Raw genomic sequence first — 24,283 nt, forward strand, 5'->3', positions numbered from 1 at the left:
GACGAAGAACAGGAGCGGAAAGGACCAAAAAATCGCCCAAAGCACACACGAAAACGGATACATCAAGCCAAGAAAAACTTTTTGGAGAAATTCAAAACAGCTTCTAAAGCCTGTTTCAAATTCAAAATAGCTTCTTAACTGAAAGGATTTTCCACAAGAAGGAGACAAAGGCCGCCCCTGCTATCAGACAGGGCAGACTTTGTCTCCTTGTCTTAATTACTTTGCATTTTCTTCTCCAGCCACCAATACAGTCTCCCCAAACAGAGAAGTGCCACCAGCGTAGGCAGGAAAAATAGGACAGCATTGACTGAAGGCAATGCAAACGACAACGAATGCCACCAACGAACTATGGATGCGCCATACAACTTAACAACATAATAGGTCACACCACAGAATGTGCACAAACAAAATACAGCCAATGCCCACCAAAGACGGTGTTCCTCCCGACGTTCACGTGCAAAGGCCTCCTCGCGCACCTGCTGCATCATACGATATGTAAAATTACTTGGCAAGCGGTATGACGATTGTTTGCCCAGTGCTTTTTTCAGTCCTTTATCTGTTGTCATAGCTTATTTCTCCTTTGTTCATTAATAGATAGAGTTTCTTGCGTATACGGTGCAGTTTCACCTTGATATTGCTAACGCTTTGGTTCAAGATATGCGCTATCTCATCGATATTCTTCTCTTCTTCGTAAAAAAAAGTGATGATGGCACGTTCTTCGGGAGCAAGCTGTTGCAAGGCTTCCTGAAGACGGGCAACACGGTCTTCCGAATCGTCATCCAGTGCTTCGTCCACCTCTGTTTCGGAAACCCGCTCCCATTGCTTATCATCTATCGCCAGCACTTCTTCACGCCTCTTACGCAATGCCGAAAGCGCGGTATTGTAGGCAATGCGGTATATCCACGTAGAAAAACTGCTGCCTCCTGTAAACGAGCCAAGGTGGCGGAAGGCTTTCATGAAAGTGTCTTGCGTCAGCTCTTCGGCGTCTTCCGGAGATGATACCATCCGGACAATCAACGTAAAAATCTGTTGTCCGTATGTATCTAGGAAATAAGCGAAAGCTTCGGTTTTCCCCGCCAACACCTGTGCGATGATATGTGACTCGTTCGTATTCATTTCATACTTTTAGACGCAAACAGAAGAAAGAGGTTACAACTATCGGTGAAAAAAATTCTCGTATATGATAGTCCAATAGTTCTATATACACCATTTCCCTCCAACGCGATATTCTTCCTTTATAGCTTTATATATCTGCAACTGGCTACATATATATAAAGCAATGACCATGCAAGTATCTTTAAAGGCAAAGACAAGTATATGCTTGTTTCTACTGGAAGTTTGCGGACATTCTTTTTCATAAATATCTTTATCATTTGGTGTAACCTTCCGCATCCACTTGCGTCTAAAGAAACAAAGAAACAAAATAAAACGGATAATAATATGGATGAATTAATGATTGTTGCCAATGTGGCTATTATTTTTGGAGTGATGTACAAGTTGTTCGAACTTTATGCCAAACGGAAAGAACGAATCATGCTGATTGAAAAACTACCTCCCGAATTGCTGGACAAAGAAAAAATGAAATATCCGAATTCTTCTTCTCCTTCGGGTTTCTTCTCTGCCCTGCGCATGGGCTGCTTGTTCTTGGGCATCGGACTGGGTCTAATTGCCGGCTATTGCATCGTCTACAACACACAACCGGCATATTTCTCAAACTACGACCATCATGTAAACGAAACCGTTTCCCTTATCTATGGAGCCAGCGTCCTGATAGGCGGAGGCATCGGACTGATAGTCGCTTTCCTTGTAGAACTGAAGCTGAACAAAAAGAACGAAGAATAATTAAGAATGAAGAATGAAGAATGAAGAAACAACGTTCGGCGTTAGCCAATCCCATGCAGGCGAAGCGATTCTTCATTCTTAATTCTTCATTCTTAATTCTCAAAGAGTTTCCCGTTGATGTAGAGGTTCTTCATCGTGATATCGCTCACGTTCTCGATGCGGTTCCCGTTCTCCTTTACATTATTAAAGTGACAATCCTCCAGCGATACATTGGATACATGCTTGTCATCGTCCAGCCCGATAGCCACGATGCCGTAGCGGCTCTTTTCGCAGGTCACGTTCTTCAGGTGAACATTGCGCACCGTCGGGTCAAATCCCCGGTTGCATTGCTCGCGCTCCTCGTATTTCAGGTTGATGCGCAACACCGCCTCGTTGCATTGCCCTACCTTGATATTCCGCACAAATACATTCTCTATCAGCCCACCTCGACAAGTGCTGGTCTTGATACGGATGACACGATCCAGCTGCGGACTGTCCATCACACAATCTTCTACATACAGGTTGCGGTATCCGCCCGATATCTCGCTTCCGATAACCACGCCTCCATGCCCGTTCTTCATCTCGCAATTCCGCACAACGATGTTCTCACTCGGGATGTTCCATTTCCGCCCGTCTTCGTTCCGTCCCGATTTAATCGCAATGCAATCGTCTCCCGTATCGAAACGGCAATTCTCTATCAGCACGTTCTTGCACGATTCGGGGTCGCATCCGTCCCCGTTCGGACCGCGGTTGAATATCTTCACGCCCCGTACAATCAGGCTCTCGCAAAACAAAGGATGGATGACCCAAAAGGGCGAGTTCAGCAAAGTCACATCTTCTATCAGCACGGTATTGCACGAATAAAAATTAACCAGTTGAGGTCGCAGTCCATCTTCAGGAGTCATTACACGTTCGTAAATCGGACGTTTCAGTTCGGCATATCCCATCAGACGCTCGCGGCTTCCTAACTTTTGGCTGCGCATCCCTTCCTTCCAGCCGTAACGGGATGCACCACACATATACCACCAATGTTCGTTCGAGCCCTGCCCGTCAATGATTCCCTTACCGGTCAGCGCGATATTCGTTTCGCCATACGCATAAATCAACGGATGAGCATTATAGCAATCCAATCCTTCCCAACGGGTAATAACTGCAGGGAAATAAAGTTCTTGAACGGTAGAAAACTTCAGTATAGCCCCTTCCTCCACATGCAGGTTTACATTGCTTTTCAAGGTTATCGGACCGGTATAAAACGTTCCTTTAGGAACTAATACCGTGCCTCCTCCTTCCTGGCTGCAAGTTATAATCGCCTGATTGATAGCTTCGTGGCAAGGTTCTTCGGGTGTATCGGGCCTTGCACCGAAATCTACGATATTGTACACCCTGTCGGGAAAATGAGTGAGTTTGATTTGTTGTTCGATTTTTACCGATTGGGCAAAAGCCTTATCAAAGTCAACAGGTTCGGAAGCCTGCAAGGAGAAACCCGCAAAAGCCAGCAGGGAAATCAATAATGTTTTCATAAATAATTCATTATTTGGTTAAGATCAGGAGTTAAAAGGGAGTTGCTTCAAGGAGTTAGAAGCCAATACTTTTACTTATGCAAGCCATAACCGGATATTAGCTTTTAACTCCAAGCCCGTTTCAGCGGGCGATAACTCCTTCTCACTTCTTTAACTTCTAATTTTAACTTCTAATTATATCGCTTAATTCTTCTTTTCTTTCAACAAGTCACGTATCTCGGTCAACAACTGGATATCTACCGGAGGAGCAGGCGGAGTCTTTGTCTCGGCTTCTTTCTTCCGAGTCAATGCATTGATGCCTTTCACTAAAAAGAATACCGCCAAAGCGATAATCAGAAAATCGAAAGTCACCTGGATAAAGTTTCCATAATTAAGCGCCACTTCGGGAGTGACCACTTCTCCGTCTTTCACTACCGCTTGCTTGATAACCCACTTCAGGTCAGAAAAATTCACACCTCCCACCAGCAGACCTATCGCCGGCATTATTACATCGCCTACCAGCGATGACACGATCTTGCCGAAAGCACCGCCAATAATGACACCTACCGCCATGTCGATGACATTTCCCCGCATGGCAAATTTCTTAAACTCGTCGAATGTCTTTTTCATCTTGCTCCGTTTTTGAATCCGTTTACGTGCACAAAGATAATAAAATCAAACACAGGAAACAGAAATCAGGCAAGAAACTTTGAAATGAAAGAGAATACTCGTAGCTTTGCACCGCTATTTTCCTATGATTATGAACCGGAACAGAAGACTATACACATTAGGACACATACTATTGATGTGCCTTGCATTAATCCTACCGCAAAACCTGTTGGGAATAGAAACGGAAACAACATTCCGTATTACCGTCCTGAAGTCGAACGGACAACCCCAGCCGGGCATAATTCTGAAAATTTCCGGACGAAGCCAGGAGTATACCGGGGATGCACAGGGAATCATTACCTTCCGGTATGCCACCGAAGATAGTTATACCCGTACGGCAAACTTATATTTTCCAACCGACCGCAATAAATCGGTCGCCTCGTTCGCCCTTGAAGCTGAAAACGCTACCCGGACATTCTATCTGGACAGCCCACAAGATATTGTAGCATTCAAGCAAAGCCAGCAGACCTTCCCCGTCGAAGGCATTGTAAGTTCTGATACCGGTGAACCGATAACGGGAGCTATCATCAGCATCCTGGGAACAGGACGGCGAACTACGACCGACGAAATCGGATTATTCCATATCGATGCCGACTTCAACCATCCGGTGACCGTGCGTGCCGACGGGATGGACAACCTCTCTATTCCCATCCAACAGTTCCTGCAATACCCGAACGAACCACTCCCCATCACAATGTATGCCAAAAGTTCGGTACGTATCTATGCCTCTGCCGAACAGATGCCCGAATTTCCAGGAGGAATGAAAGCCTTTACAAGATATGTAAAAAGGAATTTGAAATACCCCGAACGTGCCAAACGGGACAGTCTGGAAGGAGTAGTGGCAATACAATTCGTCGTAGAAAGAAACGGGCGGATCACCTCACCCACCATTGTACGTAGCTTGGAGCCTACAATGGACACGGCGGCGCTAGCCCTTATCCAACAAATGCCTCGTTGGATTCCGGCAAAAGACCACGGAATCACAGTACGCTGCAAATATTCGGTACCCATACAGTTCAAGATAGAACGTCCGAAACCTATACAGCACCGACCAATACCAGCACAAGCCGACAGCATCTTGCACCGCGACACGCTGACTGTTGACTCGCTCCGCACCGATTCGCTTGCCATAGACTCCTTGCACATGCTCCGGAAAGTATTGGCGGATTCGTTGCGTACAGATTCAATCCGGCTACAAAAAGACTCGTTATCTTTACCAGCCGACTCACTGAACATCGGGGTCGACTCGTTACTTCTGAAGAAAGACAGCCTGCTGCTACCTACCGACTCCATCGCACCGAAAGACTCGCTGGAACAAATTTCTACCGGTCAGCAAGCAACGGAACAAAAGCCTAAGAAACGCAACATCTTTGTCCGCTTCTTCCGTTGGCTGTTCGGAATCAAGGATAAATAAGAGCACATAACTGCTTTGCTTGTAAGATTATTAATCTTCATGCCGAAAGATTATTAATCTTCACGCTGTAAGATTAATAATCTTACAAGCGATGCAACTATTGCGAAAACATAAACGCATACGGCTTCATCGCCTTACGAAGCAAGTTTCATCAACCGACATATACAGCTTCGCAGGCAAATGAAGCCGTATACGTTAAAACTCCCATTCAAGTCCATCCTGCCCTAGTTCAAAATATGGTATATAAAAACCAATATTTCCCCCTCTACCACACGAAAAAGACGTACTTTTGATACAAAAACAAAAACATCTTTTATGAAACATACGAAACCAGTCTGGCTTGCCATGGCATTTAGCTTTAGCTTATTTACCGCCTGTGCGGATACATCCCCTAAAACTGAGCAAGAAAAGCCCGGACAAGAAGAACCTGAACCGGAGCCGGACGAAGAAGAATTGCCCGACTATCCCGCTCCCGACCGGAACGCAACCCCCGCCTTTCCTTATGCTTTTGGAGCCGGACGCTTTACTTCCGGAGGAGCGGAAGGGAAGGTATATACCGTCACTTCCCTTGCCGATGACGGCTCTACGGGCACCTTGCGCTGGGCATTGAACCAATCGGGCAAGCGCACCATCGTCTTTGCCACGGGCGGACTTATCGAATTAAGCCAAGAGCTTAAAATCAATCATGGAGATGTAACCATTGCCGGACAAACCGCACCGGGAGGAGGCATCTGCCTGAAAGGGCATCCGGTTGTAGTAAATGCAGATAATGTCATCATACGGTTTATCCGTTTCCGCATGGGATCGGACAACCTGACGGAAGCCGAAGCCGACGGAGGCGATGCCGTGTGGGGCAGAGGACGGAAAAACATCGTGATAGACCATTGCTCGATGAGCTGGAGCACCGATGAGTGTGCCTCTTTCTATAATAACGAGAACTTCACCCTGCAATGGTGCATCATCAGCGAAAGCCTTACGCTCTCCGAGCATAGCAAAGGAAGGCATGGGTACGGAGGCATCTGGGGAGGAGAACCTGCCTCGTTCCACCATAACCTGCTGGCACACCATAGCAGCCGTACGCCCCGCCTTTCGGGAAGCCGCACCACGGGCAATCCCGATAAGGAGCAAGTCGACCTGCGGAATAACGTATTCTATAATTGGGGACCGACCAACGGAGGCTATGCGGGCGAAGGAGGCTCGTACAATTTCATCAACAACTATTACAAGCCGGGACCTTCCACCTGTACGAAGAAAGGCATTGTCAACCGCATCTTCCAGCCTAACGGGGATGACGGAAGCCAGCAAAACCCGAAAGGCGTATGGGGAACTTTCTACGTAAACGGGAACTATTTCGATGATACCTGCCCCAACTTGCCCGAAAACTACAAAAAACTGATAGCGGAAGTCAATGCAGATAACTGGTCGGGCATACATCCCAATGAAAACAATTGCCCCTTGCCCGAAGGAGGCATCGAAGCCATCCGGTCGGGAGAAGCCTTCCTCATCACTCCCGATGCGAACGAATATACCCAACCGGCACAAGATGCTTACGATTGGGTATTGGCTCATGCGGGAGCATCGCTCGTCCGGGATGATGTAGACGCGCGTATTGTCGATAACGTGCGCCAAGGAAATTATACCGCCGAGGGAAGCAACGGAAGTTCGAACGGACTGATAGACCGTGCCGAAGACGTAGGCGGATGGCCCGATTACGCACCGGGCACAGCTCCGGCAGACACAGACGGAGACGGCATGCCCGATGCATGGGAAGAGGAACAACACTTGAACCCGGACGATGCTTCGGACGGAGCCAAATACAACCTCAGCCCCTACTACACCAACTTGGAGGTTTACCTGAATAGCTTAGTAGAAGATTTATATCCTAACCCTTAATACCTTATTATATATGAACCTGAAAAGAGAACTCGGAACAGCCGCCTGCCTGATTGCGCTCTCGTTATGCGCCTTACCGGTATCAGCATCCACCGACCGCGTACCGGCATTCCCCGGAGCCGACGGTGCGGGGAAATATACTACCGGCGGAAGAGGCGGAAAAGTATATACCGTCAATTCCTTGAAAGACGACGGGTCGGAAGGCACGTTACGCTGGGCAATCCGCAAGAAAGGGCCACGCACCATCGTATTTGCCGTAAGCGGCATCATCGAACTGCAATCCCCACTCTATATCAATAACGGAGACCTGACCATTGCCGGACAAACCGCTCCGGGCGACGGCATCTGCCTGAAAAACTATACGCTGGGAATCAAGGCGGACAACGTCATCATCCGCTTCATCCGTTCGCGCATGGGAGCGGACATCAAGCAAAAAGGGAACGATGCCATGAACGGATTCAATAACCACCTGGATATCATCATCGACCATTGTTCGATGAGCTGGAGCACGGACGAATGTGCCACGTTCTACGATAACCGGAACTTCACGATGCAATGGTGCATCGCCAGCGAAAGCCTGCTCAACTCCATCCACGAAAAAGGCAAGCACGGCTATGGAGGCATCTGGGGAGGACAGCCCGCCTCGTTCCACCACAATCTGCTGGCACATCACTCCAACCGCACGCCCCGCCTGTGCGGAAGCCGCTATACAGGCAAGCCCGAAGAAGAGCGGGTAGAATTGTTCAACAATGTCATCTACAATTACGGAAGTGCCGGAGCATACGCGGGCGAAGGAGGTTCGTATAATTTCCTGAACAATTACTATAAGCCCGGTCCCTATACCGCTACGGTCTCCTCATACAAACGTTTGTTTACAGCATATCCCGATGACGGAACGAACTCCAATACAAAAGGTATTCACGGTGTTTTCTATCTGAGCGGGAACTACATGGATGATTCATGCACCAAGCTGAGCGAAAAGCAACGGAAAGACATGCAAAAGGTGAACAAGGACAATACCGTAGGGTTGATTTTAAAAGACAAAACCGCAGACAAAACAACTTACTTATCCGATTCCCCCTTCGATATAGCCGAACATACTTCGCTCCAACCGGCACACGAAGCTTATGAAGCCGTATTGCAATACGCAGGAGCTTCTTTCAAACGGGATGCATACGACCAACGTATCGTAGACGAAACCCGGCAGGGCATCTATCATTATGAAGGAAGCCACGGAAGTACTAACGGCATGATAGACCAACCCAGCGATGTAGGCGGATGGGATGAATACCAGTCTGACATTGCTCCTATTGATACTGACTCCGACGGGATGCCCGATGAATGGGAAAAACAGCACGGCTTAAACCCCAATGACGCCTCGGATGGGGCTGTTTACAGCCTGAGTACCGACTATACCAATCTGGAAGTTTATCTGAATGGTTTGGTTAACCATTTATATCCGAAAAACTGAGAAGTAAGAGTTAAGCCATGAAAAACCAATTACTATGCCTGCTGATATGTGGACTGGCAAGTTTCGCACACGCACAAGATATCCCCTCACTAAAAAGTATGGATGACGGCATCCACCACTGGAATCTGGGACATCCCGTCCGCAACTATGCCCGCTATGCCCCTGAACAGTACAAGGAAATAGCCAACAATTTCATTGCTTACCAGAATCAAGACGGCGGATGGCCCAAAAACATCGACTGGCTGGCCATTCTGCCGCCCGACTCGGTATACAGCACATTAAGCGACCGATACAAACGCAGTACGCTGGACAACCGCAATACGTACTCACAAATCGATTATCTTGCCCATGTATATACGCTGACCAGACAGGCACGCTACAAAGATGCCGCTCTCAAAGGGTTGAGCTACCTTCTTAAAACTCAAAAGAAAAACGGAGGCTGGCGCGGCTGGGACGTAGATGCCATCACATACAATGATGAGGTGACCACCGGTGTACTGGAACTCTTTTTACGCATCAACGAAGGAGATATCCATTACACCTGGCTGGACGACACAATGAGGAAAAAAATCCACCAGGCATTTTGGAAGGGAATCGACATGATTTTGCATACTCAATATGTACAGAACGGCACCAAAACTGTATGGGGACAGCAACACGACAACAAGACATTGCTCCCTACACATGCCCGCAGCTTCGAACTTCCGTCATTGGTTTCGAGCGAAAGCTGTAGTATCCTGCGCCTGCTGATGCACATTCCTCACCCTACACCTCCGGTCATAGATGCCGTAAAAGCCGGCATATCCTGGCTGGAAAAATCAGCAATCCAAGGTATCCGCATCGAAAAGGTTCCCATAGACAAAACGCAAATCACCAACGCAGAATATCCCTACGACAGAATTGTCGTGGAAGACGCTAAAGCTCCACGCATCTGGGCTCGTTTTTACGAACTGGATACCAACCGTCCCTTCATGGCTAACCGCAATGGGAAAAAAGTCTATCAGCTGAAAGATGTAGCACCCGAACGACGGGTAGGCTATGCATGGTACACATACGTTCCCGAAGCCATCTTACAAGCTTATCCGGTATGGATAAAAAAAATAGAGGCAGAACAGGCATACACAGGCTACGAAACCATAAACGATATGCCTATCTTCTACCAAGAACTGAAGCAAACACTCACCTATCCACTGGCGTGGGGCAATGCACCAGAAAAAGATTTCAGCCGCTGGCGTGAACAGGCACGCCGGAAATTGCTGGAATGCATGCAGCCTGCACCTCCCGAATCTGCCTTCGATATGAAAGTCATCGAGAGTGAGCAACGTGAGGGCTATACGGCACAAAAAATCGTATTTAACATTTCCAAATGGTCTCGCGTGCCGGCATACCTCTTGGTACCTGAAGGAAAAGGTCCATTTCCTGCTATCCTGCTACTACACGACCATGGTGCACATTTCACCATCGGAAAAGAAAAGATGGTACGTCCGTTTCACGTATCAGAAGTCGTACAAGCAGATGCAGACGATTGGGTAACACGTTGCTACGACGGACAATACGTAGGTGATTATCTGGCGCAACACGGATACATCGTGCTGGCAGTAGATGCCCTGTTCTGGGGCGAACGCGGACGAAAAGAATATCCACGCTACGATTCGCAACAAGCTTTATCTGCTAATTTGCTTCAGATGGGCATGTCATGGGGAGCACTCATCACGTGGGACGATATCCGAAGTGCTGAGTTCTTGAGTTCTCTTCCTAATGTCGATAAGGAAAAAGTCGGTACAATGGGCTTTTCTATGGGAGCACATCGGGCATGGATGACCATGGCGGCCACCGATGCCGTAAAAGCCGGAGCTGCCGTATGCTGGATGAATACCACCGATAGTCTGATGACTTTAACCAACAACCAGAACAAAGGTGGTTCGGCATACGCCATGATTATCCCGAACCTCCGGCGTTACATGGATTATCCACACGTAGCAAGCATCGCCTGTCCCAAGCCAATGTTATTCACCAACGGACTGAAAGACAAACTTTTTCCAGTAGACGGGGTAAAGTCGGCATACGAAATCCTGCACAAAGTATGGGAAAGCCAGGGAGCCGATAAACACCTCCATACCCAACTCTACGACTTGCCCCATTTCTGCAGCAAAGAAATCCAGCAAGCCGTATTAGAGTTTTTCAATAAAGAATTCAACCATTGAAAACATATACCATCATTTTATGAAAAAAGTTCATTTGTTCTGCATCTTACTGACAGTTCTGTTCCTGTCAGCATTCAAGTCAGACCGGGTTATCACGATTTTTATGATAGGTGATTCCACCATGGCCAATAAATCGTTGGATGCCGGTAATTTAGAACGAGGCTGGGGACACGTTTTAGGAGGATTTTTCACCGAAGACGTACGCGTAGACAACCATGCTTTAAACGGAAGAAGCTCGAAAAGTTTCATTGACCAAGGACACTGGGAAGAAGTGGTAAACAAAATCCGCCCAGGTGACTATGTATTTATCCAGTTCGGACATAATGACGAGAAAACGAACCCTGACCGTCATACCGAACCAGGTACAACTTTCGATGAAAACCTCCGGAAATTCGTACGTGAGACACGCGAAAAAGGAGGTATTCCCGTCTTGTTTAATTCTGTAGTACGCCGCAATTTCGGTGAAAACCCCAATGCGATTGCTGCTGATGACCTCCGTCCCGAAAAGACAGATGCCATCGAAGAAGGAGATACGCTGATAGATACCCATGGAAAATATCTTGACTCGCCACGCAATGTGGCAAAAGAACTGGATGTAGTATTCATCGATCTCAACCGTGCCACAAAGGAACTGGTAGAATCAATGGGCGTAGAAGGTTCAAAAAGACTTTTCATGTGGATTCCGGCAGGTGTTTCACCCGCTTGCCCCAAAGGACGCCAAGACAATACCCATTTCAACGTATACGGTGCCAGACAGGTAGCCAGACTTGCCGTACAAGCCATCGAGAAGCAAATTCCCGAATTGGGCAAGTACGTACGTTATTATGATTTTGTAGTAGCAAAAGATGGTAGCGGCGATTTCTTCACCGTTCAGGAAGCAATTAATGCCGTACCCGATTTCCGCAAAAAACATCGCACTACCATTCTTGTACGGAAAGGCGAATACAAAGAACGTGTCATCGTCCCTGCCTCAAAAATCAATGTATCACTTATCGGCGAAGAGGGAGCCATAATCACTGATGACAATTATGCCTCGAAGAAAAATATTTTCGGCGAAGAAATGTCTACCTCCGGTTCATCTACCGTCTACATTTACGCTCCCGACTTTTATGCCGAAAACATCACTTTTGCCAATACGGCAGGAAAGGTAGGACAAGCTGTAGCATGTTTTGTCGACGGCGATCGTGCCTATTTCCGGCATTGCCGTTTTCTGGGCAACCAAGACACACTCTACACCTATGGCAAAGAAAGCCGACAATACTACGAGGAATGCTACATAGAAGGCACTGTCGATTTCATCTTTGGCTGGAGCACTGCCTTATTCAAAAATTGCGAGATACGAAGCTTAGGTGATGGCTATGTGACCGCTCCCTCTACCGACCAAGGGAAAGACTATGGATATGTATTCTGGAACTGCCGCCTGACTTCAGACAAGGAAACCAGCAAAGTTTATCTGGCTCGTCCGTGGCGTCCCTATGCCCAAGTGGTTTACATAGAATGCGAATTGGGCAAACACATTGTTCCGGCAGGCTGGAACAACTGGGGTAAAGCATCGAATGAAAAAACCGCGTTCTTCGCTGAATACAAAAGCACTGGCGAAGGAGCAAGCCCAAATACTAGAGTACCCTATAGCCACCAACTGACTGACATCACAAGATACCAGCCCGAAAAGGTATTGGCAGGAAACGATGGATGGAATCCTCTTAAAAATGGCAATGCCCTATTGACAGACATCAAGCGGTAACTGTAAGAACTAATCAGGAGTTAAAAGCCCAAACCTACAAGGTTATTGACTTTTAACTCCTGATTAGTTCTTACAGTTATACGACTTTTATTCGCACGGATTCCAATTTCCTGACATAAAATAAAAACGGTCCAAAGTTATGTCATTTACCTCTTTTTCGGTCAACTGCTTTGCCCATCCGACCCGTTGGCCGGTTATTGCACCTTCACCGGTGTTTCCGTATTCAGCATAACGAGCAGTCTTTTCATTTTCCTTATTATTCCAATTGTGCCAGCCTGCCGGAACAATGTGTTTGCCCAACTCGCAATTCATAAATACGGTAGAAGCATACGGACGCCACGGACGTCCCAGATAGACTTTATTTACACCGGCATCTGCAGTCAGTTTGCACTTATTAAACACATAACCATAAGAAATATAGGCAGGAGTAGAAGCTGCTGACACATACGAATTGGCTTTACTGTGAATGGTGCATCCCTCGAACCAAGCAGTAGAAGGACCAAAGATGAAATCGGTAGTTCCCTCTATGTAGCACCCTTCGAAATAAAGACGAGTTCCTTCTGTCCCCGTATAGACTGTATCTTGATTGCCCAACAACCGGCAATTATAGAATCTTAAGCAATCTCCTTCAGTATGCAAGGCTACAGCCTGTCCCAAGCGGGGTGCATTATTCTCAATAGTTATGTTACGGAACGTGATGTAATTGCCCTCTACTTTCACCGTATAGGTTCGGAAAGTACCCATTTTGTTCATATTGGCATGATCGGCATTCGTTATTATTGTCTTGCCAGCATCTTCACCGATAATCTCAATGTGCTGAAGCCACGAAGGCACAACCAGCTTTTCACGATAAACACCATTCTTGACATAAATCTTTACATCATAATCCATAAAAGCTCTTGCCGACTCCAAAGCATCCTTTAAAGTAGTAAAGTCGCCCGAACCATCCTGAGCCACCATCAACGTTCTAGGTTCGGCAAAACGACGTTGCTCCTTAGGAAGACTTTCCCATTCCAGGCTTGCCAGAATAAACGGTCCAACAGCCTTCGGGTCGTTGTCACGAATCTTCTCATTTATATAATAGGTATAATCACCCGACCGGTAATTCTTGCCTCCCAGTCCGGCAACTGCGCAAGCACGGGTTATCGACACCAACCCATTTTCGTCCACCTTTATAAAATGATTTAAAATGCCTTCGTAACCTTTACGCGCCGTATTGAAATAAGAAGAACTGATATATCCCTTACGCACTGCTTTCAAGAGGGAATAGACAAACATCGTAGAGCAGGACGACTCCAAATAATTTCCTTCATCACCACTACGATCCATCACCTGATACCACAATCCTTCCGGACTTTGATATTTTTTCAACGTCTTGGCAACGTGGTTCAGTATCACCAGCAATGAGTCACGTCCCGGTTCATGCATCGGAAGATAATCAAGCACATCAACGATTGCCATTGTATACCATCCCAACGCACGTCCCCAGCAATGCTGCGACTGACCGGTAGTCTTATCCGCCCATTTTTCTGTCTTACTTACATCACAAGCATGTCGGAACAAGCCCGTCTCTGAATCGTACGTATGACGCGCAGCCAACTTTATCTGTTTGATAACCTCTTGATAATCTTCCGGTTCATTATTCCGGTAAGCATACTCCGCCAAATAAGGAACCCCCATATAGATACCGTCCAACCACATTTGGTGAGGATATACTTTCTTATGCCAAAAGCCTCCATCAGCATTGCGAGGCTGTCCATCGAACTGTGTGCGAATCAAATCCAAGGCTTTCTTGTACTTCGGTTCCTTAGTCTGTTCATAAATGCGGAACAAGAATTTTCCGGAATTGATACGGTCCAGGCTATATTCTTCTACCTTGTATTTCTTGATTGTCCCGTCTGCATTAACCATCGTATCGGCATAAGCCAAAGCATACTCGAAAAAACGGTTGTCGCCATAACGGTCGTACACATCCAACATAGCCCCTAATTCCAGCCCATGACAATAATCCCATTTCAATGACGGTTGGAAATCAAGTTGCCACGACTCAGGATTTCTTACCATTTCCGACTCTGCCATACGGACAGACCAAGGCTTCTGCGGCTCGAAGGAATCGGTCTTTGCCTGAATTTTACCCAAAGTTGCCAACACAACCCCCAACATCATAACTAAAAAGCTCTTGTTTCTCATAACGTGTTTTTTATTTGTTTTTGCATGAATGCCCACACTCCCTTAACAGTTACAAAAGTAAAGAAAAAGTAGATGGGCCATGTGGATTTTCTGGGCTTAAAAGTGGATTATTTATTCAAGAAACAAGAATTATCGTGTACGATAACGGAAAATTTCGACAAATACTGCAATTTCTTGCCAAATCAATTGCAAATTAAAAGAAAAGACCGTACATTTGGTGCAATTACATTCATTATTAACCTTATAAACGTATTTATAGTAAAGAGAAACGTAACGTATGGAACAGGTTTTTAGCTATATCATCGGTCTGGGAGCAGCGGTGATGATGCCTATTATTTTTACAATTTTAGGAGTATGTATCGGAATTAAATTCGGGAAAGCACTCAAGAGCGGATTGCTCGTCGGAGTCGGTTTTGTAGGATTATCGGTAGTGACCGCTTTGTTGACAAGCAGCCTGGGAGAACCACTGAAACGAGTCACCGAAATCTATGGGTTAAGTCTAGGTATCTTCGACATGGGATGGCCTGCTGCTGCATCAGTTGCATACAACACATCTGTAGGTGCTTTCATCATTCCTGTATGCCTTGCAGTCAATATCGTGATGTTGCTGACCAAAACAACCAAAACCGTCAACATCGACCTGTGGAACTATTGGCACTTTGCTTTTATCGGTGCTGTGGTCTATTTCGCATCAGACAATATCTGGTGGGGATTTTTTGCCGCCATTATCTGTTACATTATTACTTTGGTAATGGCAGACCTGACCTGCAAACAATTCCAGACCTATTACGACAAGATGGACGGCATCTCCATCCCTCAACCTTTCTGCCAGGGTTTTGTACCCTTTGCCGTAGTTATCAATAAGGCACTGGATAAAATTCCCGGATTTGAGAAATTAAACATCGATGCGGAAGGTATGAAAAAGAAATTCGGCATCATGGGTGAACCTCTTTTTCTAGGTGTCATCGTGGGATGCGGCATTGGTGCATTAGCTTGTGAAAGCGGCAAGCAGCTGGTCGACAACATTCCTGCCATTTTGGGACTGGGCATTAAGATGGGAGCTGTAATGGAATTAATTCCACGTATCACTTCATTATTCATTGAAGGATTGCGCCCAATCTCGGATGCCACCCGTGAATTAATTGCCCGCAAATTCAAGAATGCAAGCGGACTGAACATTGGTATGAGCCCTGCATTGGTCATCGGCCATCCTACAACGCTTGTTGTCTCGTTGTTACTGATTCCTGTTACTTTATTTTTATCGGTTATACTTCCCGGAAACCAATTCTTGCCGCTTGCCTCGCTGGCTGGTATGTTCTACTTGTTTCCGGCGGTCCTTCCCATCACTAAAGGCAACGTATTGAAAACATTCATCATCGGCCTGGTAGCTTTGATTGTAGGACTCTATTTCGTTACCGATTTGGCTCCTTTCTTTACCCAAGCTGCACAAGACGTATATGCAAAGACACAAGACTCTGCCGTAAAAATACCCGAAGGGTTCCAAGGAGGTGCACTCGACTTTGCCTCAAGCCTCTTCTCATGGGCTATTTTCCACCTTGTATATAATATGAAGATTGTAGGTTCTATTATCCTTGTTGCCTTTACACTGGCTTTGGCAATCTTTAACCGACGCCGGATTATCAAGGAAAGCCGCAACGCTGAATAATCAATAAAAAACAAACTATAAAAAACGAAAGCAACATGAAAAAATTAGCAATTGCAATGATGTTAGGTGCAGCCGCTTTATCGGCAAATGCACAAGTAAACGTACGCATGCAAACGGCATGCAACCCCCAAGATGTAAAAACATACGACACACAAAGACTTCGTAACAGTTTCATGATGGAAAAAGTAATGGTTGCCGACCAAATCAACCTGACTTATTCCATGTACGACCGCTTCATCTTCGGCGGAGCCGTTCCCGCAACCAAAGAACTGACACTGGAAACCTTTGATGCACTGAAAGCTCCTTATTTCCTGTTCAACCGCGAACTGGGAGTCATCAACATCGGTGGCGAAGGTATCGTAACCGTAGATGGCAAAGAATACGAACTGGGATTCAAAGAAGCCCTGTACGTCGGCCGTGGAAACAAAAATGTGACATTCAAGAGCAAAGATGCCAGCAAGCCTGCCAAGTTCTATATCAACTCGGCACTGGCACATAAAGAGTACAAGACACAACTGATTACCATCGACGGACGCAAAGGCTCTTTGAAAGCCAACTCATTCCCTGCCGGAAAAATGGAAGAAAGCAACGACCGTGTCATCAACCAGCTGATTGTGAACAACGTACTGGAAGAAGGCCCGTGCCAACTCCAAATGGGATTGACCGAACTGAAACCCGGCAGTGTATGGAACACCATGCCTGCACATACCCACAGCCGCCGCATCGAAGCGTATTTCTATTTCAACGTTCCTGAAGGCAACATGATTTGCCACTTAATGGGCGAACCACAAGAAGAACGTCTGGTATGGCTTGCCAACGAACAGGCTATCATGTCACCCGAATGGTCTATCCATGCAGCAGCCGGCACCAGCAACTACATGTTCATCTGGGGTATGGCTGGTGAGAACCTGGACTATGGAGATATGGACAAGATTTCTTACACAGAAATGAGATAAGCACCCTCCCGTCATTTATTAACTAAAAACTATCTAAACGATAAAAACAAGATTCAATACCATGAACAATTCAACTAATACCGGAGCGAAGATGAGCAATTACCGCTGGGTAATCTGTAGCATGCTATTCTTGGCTACCGCAGCAACTTATATGGACCGTCAGGTTCTATCGCTTACCTATAAAGACTTTATCGCTCCCGAACTGAACTGGTCGGATGCCAATTATGGAACCATCACGGGTGTATTCTCGTTAGTTTACGCCATCAGTATGCTGTTCATCGGAAAGTTTATCGATAAAGTAGGTACGCGCCGCGGTTATCTCATTGCCTTCGGCACATGGGTAGTGGGTGCATTCTTACATGCTTTTACCGGCATACTGACCAATGGCATCGTAAGTGGCGACTGGATGTTCACTTTCGGAGCCGCACGCGAAAACCTTGCCGCCATCAAAGCTACTGGAAATATCGCACTGGCGGTATCAACTGTCAGTGTCTGGCTGTTTGTATTCATGCGGTGCATTGTTGCCATCGGTGAATCGGGCAATTTCCCTTCAGCCATCAAGATTACTGCCGAATATTTTCCGAAGAAAGACCGTGGCTTCGCTACCGGCTTGTTCAATGCAGGTGCACAAGTAGGTGCTCTGGTAGCCCCGTTCATCATACCGGGCATTGCACGTGCTTTCGGCTGGGAAATGGCATTCATCGTAATGAGTGGAGTCGGGCTGCTCTGGATGATTTTGTTCTACAAATTCTACGACAAGCCACGTGACAACAAGCATGTGAACAAAGCTGAACTTGAATACATCGAACAGGATGCAATAGCCGAAAATACGGTCAGCAAAGACAATAATGACGGACCGAAAATCGGACTTTGGAAATGCTTCACTTTCCGCCAGACATGGGCGGTCATCTTCGGACGTTTCCTGCCCGATGGTGTATGGTGGTTCTTCCTGTTTTGGGCTCCGGCATATATCCGTGATGTATACGGATACAGTTCAGACTCTACCATGGGAATGATGCTGATCTTTACACTGTATCTGATTTCGATGTTGTCGCTTTACGGAAGTTATCTGCCTACATTCTTTGTTGAAAAGCAAAAAATGGACCCCTATAAAGGCAGAATGAAAGCCATGCTGATTTTCTCGTTCTTCCCATTGATAGGTTTGTTTGCCCAGTCGACCGGTGCAGCTTCTTGCTGGTATCCGATTATCATCATCGGTATCATCGGTGCAGCACACCAGAGTTGGAGTGCAAATGTCTATTCAGTAGTAAGTGATATGTTCCCGAAATCGGCCGTAGCTACCGTTACAGGCATCGGTGGTATGGCAGGTGGTGTAGGCTGCTTGCTTTTCAACCAGTGCTCGGGTTTGCTATTTACTTATTCGAAAGAAACCAACATGTCTTTCCTTGGTTTTCAGGGTATCGATGCCGGCTACATGATTGTATTCATCGTAGCATCGCTCGCCTACCTGTTCAGTTGGATTATGATGAAGATCATGGTACCTAAATATAAACTGGTAGAAGTATAATCCGCCAGACGGATTTAGAAACCGTTTCTAATTTTTTGCACATTTTGGTTTTCATTTTCGGTGTGCCTGCACTACTATTGTTCTCATAGTATGCAGGCACGCTTTTTTCAGAAGATATTCTTTGAGTCCCAGAACACATTCACAGACTGAATCCCAATACAACGGTTACCTTAAATGTCTCTGAATCCATTTCAGATGTCCGTATTCTGTTGCTTCCGAAGTCCAGTGTTCGTTAATGGGGGTTATCAGCGCCTCCTTGGGGCAGGTCAATACATTATAAACAATGTAGCTGGTAGTAGGAGGGCATGTATTGTCATTATACCCCCATGTCATATAGACCGGCACCTTGATGCGCCGGGCAAAGTTGACCACATCATAATAGGCCATAGTACGGATTTTCGCAGGTGTATCCATATCCTGATAACGCTTGAAAAAATGAGGATAACCTCCGGCACGTCCTGCCTTATATCCTGCCATGTCACTCAATGCCGGATGATTTGCCACACAAGCCGTTACACGCTTATCCAGTCCAGCCGTTACCAGTGCCAGTGCCCCGCCTTGGCTTCCGCCTTGTACGATAACATTCTTCCCGTCCCAGTCGGGCAAAGAAGTGAGGTAATCGATGGCACGCACACATGCCATGTAGACTTTCTTCATGTAATAATTCTCGCGGTCATCAATACCGAACGTCAGGTAATCGCCGAAAGCCGCCGATATCTCCTTAAACTCTTTGCCGGTCATTTTCGGATTCAGTCCATGAATCTCCATTTCCATACGGATGCATCCTTCTTCGGCATAATAAATATGACGCCCAGGCTCTTTAATGGTCTTTACTCCCGCACCCGGAGGACAAAGTACCACGGGATATTTGCCCGAAGCCTTGGGACGGGTCAGATAACCATATACATACGAACCGGGACGGAAACATTGCAACTTGACCAGAAAACATTCGGTCGTTTCCGAAGCATATTCGGGAGCTGGCTCTATGGTATATTCCATCGGACACCTGGCAGCCTCAGCCAAATTCTTTTCCCAAAACGCGTTGAAGTCATCAGGGAGCTGTGTATAAGGCTGCAATTTTTCAGGAGAGAATCCCACCTTTACATGATGTCTGTAGGTCTGCCTGTCTATGGTTGCCGTAAGCCGGCAATCCAGGAATCCGGGCTGATTCATCGTACCCAACTGAATGACGGCACGTCCGTTTTTCAGCACAACCTTTCCGCTACGGTGTGCCGGCATCATATCCTCTCCCAGCTCATAAGCCACTTCTATTCCATCCTGAGGGATACCATATTTATAAAACTGCACCTCCACCTTTGCCTGCTCGCCCACTTGATAAAGCCAGTCGGGATGGTCGGGTACCGTTACCCACAGCACATCACTACGATAAGGATAATTTTCCGCAAAAAGAGGTGTGACCGCCCATACAAGCAAACACATCCATACAGAGATAAACCAATTTTTCGTATTCATCATTTTACATTTATACACAATAAAGGCGCAAAAGAAAGTATGTTTTCTTAACCACACACTTTCTTTTGCTCCTTAACCTTTATTTATACTCGCAATTATCAAACATAAGTTTCAAGGAATTTCACCTGCCCTTCCGGTTTTACCGAAAGCTTCTGGGTAGTAGCCGGGAACAATACCGACTCGCCTGCCTGAAGCGAAAGTTGGTTGCCCTCATTGTCGGTCACACTACAAGCCCCTTCCATACAGATATAAATCACAAACGAGTCAAGCTCGCTATAATCCATTTCCATCGGTTCGGTCAAGTCGTACACCGTAGTGGTGAAATAAGGACACGCCACCAGTTCTACCGGTTCGTTCTGCTTCGGCGTGTAATGCGTACGGTAATCTTCATTCACCGTATAGTCGATGGCATCTTTCGAAAGCTCGGTATGCAGTTCGCGCGTATTGCCGTTCTTGTCTTTACGGTTGAAATCATAAATACGGTAAGTAATGTTCGAAGTCTCCTGGATTTCGGCGATAAAACATCCGGCTCCGATGCTATGGATACGTCCGGCAGGCAAGAAGAACACATCACCCGGCTGAACCGCATAGTCGGCAAGCGCGTCACAAATAGTATTGTCGGCAATCATCTGCGCATACTCTTCGGGCGTAATCTGCTTTGACAAGCCCGAACGCAAATGGGCTTTTCCGCCATCGTTGCCGATAACATACCACATCTCGGTCTTGCCCAGCGACTGATGACGTTTCATCGCCAGTTCGTCATCCGGATGCACCTGAATAGACAAGTCCTGGCAAGCATCGATAAACTTGATAAGTAAAGGGAATTTGCCGTTGAAACGTTTGTAGTTGCTCTCCCCTACCAGAGCCGCTTTATATTCATCTACCATCTGTGTAAGGTTTTTCCCTGCGTCAGCACCGTTTGCCACCACAGACTCATCACCCGGAACGTCCGAGATTTCCCAACTTTCTCCTACTTGCTCTTGCTGGATGTCAAGGTGTTTGAACGGAATGATTTTCTCTCCTCCCCAAATGGTCGATTTTAAAATCGGTTTAAACTTTAATGGATACATAGAACTAAAAGATTAGGTTAATTTATTACTACGGCAAAGGTAAGAAAACTTATGGAATCGCGAAATACATTCGGATGGTTTTACAGGACAAACGCACCAGATAACTGACCTTTCTGCAAGATTAATAATCTTGCACGCGTAAGATTAATAATCTTACAGCCGGAAGATTAATAATCTTACCAACCATGCACTTATCTGCATTTATCCGCGCAACTATATATAGCACGCAATGTATATAGTTGCGTCCTGCTCCGCAAGCAACTGCATCACACAAAATCAACCGAGACTTTTGCCCGCCATAAGGCTATGCACAAGTTATCAACAGTTATGAACAGCCTGTTAATAACTTGTGCATAACAGAAGAAACGGTTAATAAAGTCCCAGCAGATGCAGGATGGTAGGAGCCAGCAAGGCGGTCAGAATACCGTTCAATGTCAGCCCCAGACTGGCGTATGCACCGTATTTGCCGCTTATTTCCATTGCCCGCGAAGTGCCTACGGCATGCGAAGCCGTACCCATCGACAAGCCTTGTGCGATAGGGCTTCCTACATGCCCCACCTGCAACACCTTAAATCCACAGATGGCACCAAACAGCCCTACTACAATCACTACGGCTGCGGTCAAGGAAGGAATGCCGCCTACGGCGTTCGACACTTCCATGGCAATCGGTGTCGTAACCGACTTCGGAGCCAAAGACATGATCACCTCGGGCGAAGCCCCCATCACCTTGGCAATAACCGTTACGGCAACCAGCCCTACCACACAACCCGCCAACTGAGAAATGAGAATCGGCATAAGCTGTTTCTTTATCATTTTCAACTGCAAATACAAGGGAACCCCCAATGCTACCACGGCAGGCTTCAGCCAAAACTCGACCAGCGATCCTGCCTCGGAATAAGTCTCGTAAGAAACGTCCGTACATTGCAAAAAGCATATCAGCAATGCGATAGCCAACAGGATGGGATTCAGAATGAGCCATCCCGTCTTCTTCTGTATCACTTTCGAAAGAAAATAAAACCCGAAAGTAATGGCAAGCAAAAAGAACTTATTTGTGAAAAAATCCATGTTTTCTGACGATTTGATGTACCCAACCTGTAACGACCAATACCAGTACTGTGCTGACCAGCGTAGCAACGACTATGGACCAGAACTGCGCCCGGATAATATCGAAATAAAGCATTAACGCAACTCCCGAAGGAACAAAAAAGAAACCCAGGTTTGCAACCAAGAAATTGCTCAGCCCCTGTACCCATTCCAGCTTAATCCATCCCAGCTGCAAGAACAACGTGAGCAGAAGCATCCCGATGATACTCGAAGGCAGGTGGATTCCCGTGAGGTAAACTACCAGTTCCCCCAGCGCAAGGCATCCAAATAAAATTGAACACTGACGAACCATATCCTAAAAACTTTAACTATTGAAAACGGACGCAAAGGTAAACATTCTGGTGTTATCTTGTACAGAAACGGGCTTTTTTATTTTTCCTGCTGTCAAACATATTAAAATTCTCTACTTCTTCCGAAAAAAAAAGCCGTCTTTGCAAACTTGATATTACAAAAAAACGTATTTTTGCAGTGCGGTATGAGAAAAGCGTTATCGCACACAACAAAAAGAATCACATATTAAAAAATATACAAATCTATGGATTTAATTAGTCAAATTGTTGAACGCGCAAAAGCGAACAAACAGCACATTGTGCTTCCGGAAGGAACAGAAGAACGTACGTTGAAAGCTGCCAATCAGATATTGACAGATGGTGTGGCCGACCTGACTTTGTTGGGCAATCCCGATGAAATCATGGCGCTCGCAAAAGAATGGGGTTTGGGTAACATCCATAAAGCTACCATCATCGATCCCGAAACCAGCCCGAAAAAAGAAGCATACGCACAATTATTGTGCGAACTGCGGAAGAAAAAGGGCTTGACCATCGAAGAAGCCCGCAAACTGGTGCTCGACCCGCTGTATTACGGCTGCCTGATGATTAAGGCAGGTGATGCCGACGGCCAGCTTGCCGGAGCCCGCAACACGACCGGCAATGTATTGCGTCCGGCATTGCAAATTATCAAGACTGCTCCGGGCATCACGTGTGTATCCGGTGCCATGCTCTTATTGACTCACGCCCCCGAATGTGGCGACAATGGTGTAATCGTTATGGGTGACGTAGCCGTTACTCCGGTTCCCGATGCAGGCCAATTGGCACAGATTGCTGTCTGCACCGCCCGCACTGCTAAAGCCGTTGCAGGTATCGAACCACGCGTAGCCATGCTGAGCTTCTCCACCAAGGGGTCGGCTAAACACGAAGTGGTAGACAAAGTGGTAGAAGCGCTGAAGATTGCCAAGGAAATGGATCCGGCACTGAAGATTGACGGAGAAATGCAGGCAGACGCCGCTTTGGTTCCGAGAATCGGACAGAGCAAGGCTCCGGGTTCGGAAATCGCCGGATATGCCAATGTACTGGTAGTACCCAGCCTGGAAGTAGGTAACATTTCTTACAAGCTGGTAGAACGCTTAGGACATGCCACTGCGGTAGGTCCGATTCTTCAGGGTATCGCCCGTCCGGTCAATGACCTGTCGCGCGGCTGCTGCATTGACGATGTATACAAGATGATTGCCATCACAGCCAACCAGGCTATTGCGGCGAAAGCACAAGAATAACCATGTCCTAACCATAAAAATAACAAATCAAC

Annotated in this window: 19 protein-coding genes and 2 pseudogenes; 11 read left to right on the forward strand and 10 right to left on the reverse strand. The window is 46.6% G+C overall.

The window, feature by feature from the left end:
- Positions 1-212: 212 nt before the first annotated feature.
- Positions 213-566 carry a hypothetical protein gene (locus B5F78_RS09130; RefSeq protein WP_022039609.1) on the reverse strand — a complete coding sequence of 118 codons (354 nt, stop codon included), beginning with the start codon at positions 564-566 and terminating at the stop codon, positions 213-215.
- A complete protein-coding gene (locus tag B5F78_RS09135) occupies positions 553-1,116 on the reverse strand; it encodes an RNA polymerase sigma factor (protein WP_087213288.1) in 564 nt (187 codons plus the stop codon). The genes B5F78_RS09130 and B5F78_RS09135 overlap by 14 nt, the downstream gene beginning before the upstream one ends.
- Before the next feature lie 324 nt (positions 1,117-1,440).
- On the opposite strand from B5F78_RS09135, the gene B5F78_RS09140 reads away from it, so the two are divergent.
- Positions 1,441-1,842, forward strand: a complete 402-nt coding sequence (locus tag B5F78_RS09140) for a DUF6249 domain-containing protein (RefSeq protein WP_087406559.1) — start codon at positions 1,441-1,443, stop codon at positions 1,840-1,842.
- A 92-nt stretch (positions 1,843-1,934) separates the two neighbouring features.
- Here the strand turns inward: B5F78_RS09140 and B5F78_RS09145 are convergent, their stop codons facing one another.
- The gene (locus tag B5F78_RS09145) at positions 1,935-3,341 is read right to left on the reverse strand and encodes a glycoside hydrolase family 28 protein (protein WP_087406554.1); all 1,407 of its coding nucleotides are present in this window, start codon (positions 3,339-3,341) and stop codon (positions 1,935-1,937) included.
- 183 nt (positions 3,342-3,524) lie between these two features.
- On the reverse strand, positions 3,525-3,950 hold the full coding sequence (gene mscL, locus B5F78_RS09150) for a large-conductance mechanosensitive channel protein MscL (RefSeq protein ID WP_022039613.1): 426 nt from the start codon (positions 3,948-3,950) through the stop codon (positions 3,525-3,527).
- 130 nt (positions 3,951-4,080) lie between these two features.
- Between mscL and B5F78_RS09155 the strand changes: the two genes are divergently transcribed.
- The 6 genes and pseudogenes from B5F78_RS09155 (at position 4,081) to B5F78_RS09175 (ending at position 12,715) form a co-directional block, all read left to right on the forward strand.
- Positions 4,081-5,403 (forward strand): TonB family protein, encoded by a 1,323-nt coding sequence (locus B5F78_RS09155; RefSeq protein WP_087250035.1) that lies wholly within the window; start codon positions 4,081-4,083, stop codon positions 5,401-5,403.
- 315 nt (positions 5,404-5,718) lie between these two features.
- Complete coding sequence (locus B5F78_RS09160; protein ID WP_087406555.1) at positions 5,719-7,296, forward strand: pectate lyase family protein; 1,578 nt, start codon at positions 5,719-5,721, stop codon at positions 7,294-7,296.
- Positions 7,297-7,309: 13 nt separating this feature from the next.
- The gene (locus tag B5F78_RS09165) at positions 7,310-8,767 is read left to right on the forward strand and encodes a pectate lyase (protein ID WP_140400096.1); all 1,458 of its coding nucleotides are present in this window, start codon (positions 7,310-7,312) and stop codon (positions 8,765-8,767) included.
- Between the two features lie 98 nt (positions 8,768-8,865).
- Positions 8,866-9,825: pseudogene (gene pelA / locus B5F78_RS17820) on the forward strand (pectate lyase); the annotation flags it as partial.
- 33 nt (positions 9,826-9,858) lie between these two features.
- Positions 9,859-10,971, forward strand: coding sequence for a dienelactone hydrolase family protein (locus tag B5F78_RS17825; RefSeq protein ID WP_239414079.1), 1,113 nt, complete (start codon positions 9,859-9,861; stop codon positions 10,969-10,971).
- A gap of 19 nt (positions 10,972-10,990) precedes the next feature.
- Positions 10,991-12,715 (forward strand): pectinesterase family protein, encoded by a 1,725-nt coding sequence (locus B5F78_RS09175; protein ID WP_087209237.1) that lies wholly within the window; start codon positions 10,991-10,993, stop codon positions 12,713-12,715.
- 87 nt (positions 12,716-12,802) lie between these two features.
- Here the strand turns inward: B5F78_RS09175 and B5F78_RS18060 are convergent, their stop codons facing one another.
- Both B5F78_RS18060 and B5F78_RS18065 read right to left on the reverse strand, forming a co-directional pair.
- Entirely contained in the window at positions 12,803-13,675 is an 873-nt protein-coding gene (locus tag B5F78_RS18060; protein ID WP_394354944.1) for a pectinesterase family protein, read from the reverse strand.
- 33 nt (positions 13,676-13,708) lie between these two features.
- Positions 13,709-14,905 (reverse strand): annotated as a pseudogene (locus B5F78_RS18065) (glycoside hydrolase family 88/105 protein); the annotation flags it as partial.
- Positions 14,906-15,182: 277 nt separating this feature from the next.
- Here B5F78_RS18065 and B5F78_RS09190 point away from each other — a divergent pair.
- The 3 genes from B5F78_RS09190 to B5F78_RS09200 all read left to right on the forward strand — a co-directional run bounded on the left by B5F78_RS09190 (position 15,183) and on the right by B5F78_RS09200 (position 19,055).
- Complete coding sequence (locus tag B5F78_RS09190; protein ID WP_022039621.1) at positions 15,183-16,571, forward strand: PTS galactitol transporter subunit IIC; 1,389 nt, start codon at positions 15,183-15,185, stop codon at positions 16,569-16,571.
- Positions 16,572-16,606: 35 nt separating this feature from the next.
- A complete protein-coding gene (gene kduI, locus B5F78_RS09195) occupies positions 16,607-17,527 on the forward strand; it encodes a 5-dehydro-4-deoxy-D-glucuronate isomerase (protein WP_022039622.1) in 921 nt (306 codons plus the stop codon).
- Between the two features lie 61 nt (positions 17,528-17,588).
- A complete protein-coding gene (locus B5F78_RS09200; RefSeq protein ID WP_191764811.1) occupies positions 17,589-19,055 on the forward strand; it encodes an MFS transporter in 1,467 nt (488 codons plus the stop codon).
- Between the two features lie 165 nt (positions 19,056-19,220).
- Here the strand turns inward: B5F78_RS09200 and B5F78_RS09205 are convergent, their stop codons facing one another.
- From B5F78_RS09205 to B5F78_RS09220, 4 genes are all read right to left on the reverse strand, one after another.
- The gene (locus B5F78_RS09205; RefSeq protein WP_087209276.1) at positions 19,221-20,531 is read right to left on the reverse strand and encodes an acetylxylan esterase; all 1,311 of its coding nucleotides are present in this window, start codon (positions 20,529-20,531) and stop codon (positions 19,221-19,223) included.
- A gap of 95 nt (positions 20,532-20,626) precedes the next feature.
- Entirely contained in the window at positions 20,627-21,598 is a 972-nt protein-coding gene (locus B5F78_RS09210) for a type I phosphomannose isomerase catalytic subunit (RefSeq protein WP_022039625.1), read from the reverse strand.
- Positions 21,599-21,967: 369 nt separating this feature from the next.
- The gene (locus B5F78_RS09215) at positions 21,968-22,663 is read right to left on the reverse strand and encodes an LrgB family protein (protein WP_022039626.1); all 696 of its coding nucleotides are present in this window, start codon (positions 22,661-22,663) and stop codon (positions 21,968-21,970) included.
- The gene (locus B5F78_RS09220; RefSeq protein ID WP_087406557.1) at positions 22,644-22,994 is read right to left on the reverse strand and encodes a CidA/LrgA family protein; all 351 of its coding nucleotides are present in this window, start codon (positions 22,992-22,994) and stop codon (positions 22,644-22,646) included. Before B5F78_RS09220 ends, B5F78_RS09215 begins: the two co-directional genes overlap by 20 nt.
- Before the next feature lie 243 nt (positions 22,995-23,237).
- On the opposite strand from B5F78_RS09220, the gene pta reads away from it, so the two are divergent.
- Positions 23,238-24,251, forward strand: coding sequence for a phosphate acetyltransferase (gene pta, locus B5F78_RS09225; protein WP_022039628.1), 1,014 nt, complete (start codon positions 23,238-23,240; stop codon positions 24,249-24,251).
- Positions 24,252-24,283: the final 32 nt, after the last annotated feature.

Source organism: Bacteroides sp. An279, from assembly GCF_002159615.1.
Lineage (GTDB): Bacteria > Bacteroidota > Bacteroidia > Bacteroidales > Bacteroidaceae > Phocaeicola > Phocaeicola intestinalis.